Consider the following 2,267-nt stretch of genomic DNA (forward strand, 5'->3'; position numbering starts at 1 on the left):
TCGTGACGTCACAGCGGTAGAGCTCCCGCCGCGCCCGGACCGGCGACACCACCGCAGAACTACTGATGACCTCGCCCTCGACCACAACCGGGCTGCCGGTGTCGGTGGTGGGAGTGTCGGTGTGGTGGTGCAGGGTGATGACCGGCGCCAGCGCGTCGTCTCTGTCGTGGTGGGCCGGGCTGGCGCCACCGCTGTCCTTCCCGCGTCCGGTCTGGTCGTCTCGGTTGTCGTGGTTCATCGCTGGTCACCGCCGCTCTCGTCGCGGTGTTCGTCGCGCAGGTGGCGGGCGCGTGCGGCGGAGCAGCGCAGCACCCGCCGGATCGACTCGGCCGAGGACGGGTCGACCCGGCCGTGGCCGACGGCTGCCCGGAGCTGACGACGAAGATCGTTCAGGGACCGCGGAGTCGACCCGGTTTTAAGATCATGGTCGGGGTCGACTCCGACCCTCGACGTTGATCTTGGGTGGGTCGACTGTTGCTGGTCAGGCCTCGACTCCCCACCCGGCTCGGTGTCGTCGCGGTCGAGGAGGTCGACGCCGCCGCCAAGATCATGGTCGGGGTGGGAGTCGGCCCACGGGTCGGCCTGTGAGGGGAGGTCGGGGTCGGTCCATGGGTCGTAGAAGTGGCCGTGGGTGAGCGCGGTCAGGGCGGCATCCCAGTCGCTGTCCCCGTTGCTGTCCTGGTCTTCGGTGGGTTCGGTCGGGCCCGGTGTGGTCGGTGCGGTCGGGGTGAGGGTGCGTCGGGCGATTCGGTAGGTGCCGGGCTGGTAGGCCAGGGTGGCGGTGCCGTCCGGGCCGATGATCGCGGTGGCGTCGGCGAGGGCGAGGCGGCGGGCTCGGTCGGTCTTCACCTCGACCAGCCGGTCCAGGCGCCCGGCCTGGCGCGCGGCCCGCCGCTCGGTCCGGGACCGGGGTGTCCCGGCGAGGGTGAGTTGGTGGGCGGCGACGCCGGCGATGGACACGACCGCCATCACCACTCCGGCGGTGAGGCCCTGTTCGAGGCCGTGGGCCAGGTTCATTCCGGCGGCGACGAGGGCGAACACCACGACACCGGCCTGCAACCCGACCACGGGCCGGTCCGGGGCCTGGTGGCGTGAGGCGACCACTGCCAGGGCGAAGGCCCACATGCCGAGTTCGGTGATCCCTGCGAGCAGGACGCCGGGTGGGCCGTAGAGGGTGGTGCCGTAGGCGGCCATGGCCGGTGCGGCCAGAGCGAAGGACAGCAGCGCGATCGGGTAGATCAGTAGCTCTACGACGTGGGTGGAGGCCCAGGTCAGGGCCTTGGTCCGGCGCTGTGCGCGGGCGGCGGCGCGGGCAGTTGCGCGTTCGGTCCGTCGCTGGTCGGCGTGGTCGCGGTCGGCGCGGGCCTTGTCCCCGCGGGCGGTTTCGGCTTCCAGGCGTCGCCGCGCGGCGGCGTCGGCGTCCTCACGGGCAAGACGCGCTTCCAGAGCGCGCGCTTCTCGACGGTCGGCCGCGCGAGTAGAGGCCCACGAGTGCGGGGAAGGGGAGGTCGCGGTCATGCCCCGGCCCTCCCGACACCCTGCTGACCAGCCGAAACCGGTGCAGAAGACGACTCAGCAGGCGGTGAAACGGCGGCTGCGGCAGCCCGCCCGGCCTGGCTAGCCGAGGCCGGTGCGCCGCGGTGGGCGCGCCACAGACGCACCTCGACCGTCGCCCACCACACCGCGGCGAGGACGGCCGGGATGGTGAACCACCAGGTCAGACACATGGTCGCGGCGGTCAGGGCGCCGAGGATGGTGATCTCGACGGCCCGGTCGGCGAGGCCGCGGGCGGTGGCGCGGAGTAGGGTGTTCATGCCGCCTCGCCACCCGCGACACGGGTCTGACCAGCAGGAACCCGCGGGGAGAAGAACACAACCAACCCAGCCGGGACCGCCCCACCGGCCGCCTCGGACGGATCGGTCGGCTCGTCGGGGCCGACCGGCTCGTCGAGGCCGGCGTGGGCGTCCGGGTTGTGGAGGAGGTCGCCGTAGAGGCGGTCAATCACCGGTTCGGTCAACCCGTCCGGACACCACCCGACCCAGGGAAACCCCAGGTCAACACCGGTATCGGCGACTGTCGTGGAGGGATCGTCGGCGGGAGAGGGAAGAACTCTTCCCCCCGCCACTGGATGCGCGGACGTACTCAGGGCAGCATGGCCCATAGCCAACCACCTATTCCTGTAGGTCGTTTGGTTAGGCCACCACGCCGGTTCCTTACGCCGGGTGATGGCCGCAGCCCCGCCGGGCGGCGGAGTCGCCTATTACTGC

General features: G+C 71.8%; 3 protein-coding genes. All 3 read right to left on the bottom strand.

The genetic code is table 11. The features are described from left to right. On the bottom strand, nucleotides 1-238 hold a 238-nt coding region (locus tag Ae505Ps2_RS30045), incomplete at its 3' end, for a hypothetical protein (RefSeq protein WP_139320320.1). Then, nucleotides 235-1,518: a hypothetical protein gene (locus Ae505Ps2_RS30050; protein ID WP_075554447.1), complete on the bottom strand. Its 1,284-nt coding sequence runs from the start codon at nucleotides 1,516-1,518 to the stop codon at nucleotides 235-237. The genes Ae505Ps2_RS30045 and Ae505Ps2_RS30050, both read right to left, overlap by 4 nt. After that, nucleotides 1,515-1,814: a hypothetical protein gene (locus Ae505Ps2_RS30055; protein ID WP_075554448.1), complete on the bottom strand. Its 300-nt coding sequence runs from the start codon at nucleotides 1,812-1,814 to the stop codon at nucleotides 1,515-1,517. The genes Ae505Ps2_RS30050 and Ae505Ps2_RS30055 overlap by 4 nt, the downstream gene beginning before the upstream one ends. Between the last annotated feature and the right edge of the window lie 453 nt (nucleotides 1,815-2,267).

Origin of the sequence: Pseudonocardia sp. Ae505_Ps2, from assembly GCF_001932425.1 — a bacterium.
GTDB lineage: Bacteria > Actinomycetota > Actinomycetes > Mycobacteriales > Pseudonocardiaceae > Pseudonocardia.

What these genes read in the sequence shown, in the direction of transcription:
- Ae505Ps2_RS30050 (WP_075554447.1), bottom strand. Translation starts at nt 1,518, where the DNA reads ATGACCGCGACCTCCCCTTCCCCGCACTCGTGGGCCTCTACTCGCGCG.
- Ae505Ps2_RS30055 (WP_075554448.1), bottom strand. Translation starts at nt 1,814, where the DNA reads ATGAACACCCTACTCCGCGCCACCGCCCGCGGCCTCGCCGACCGGGCC.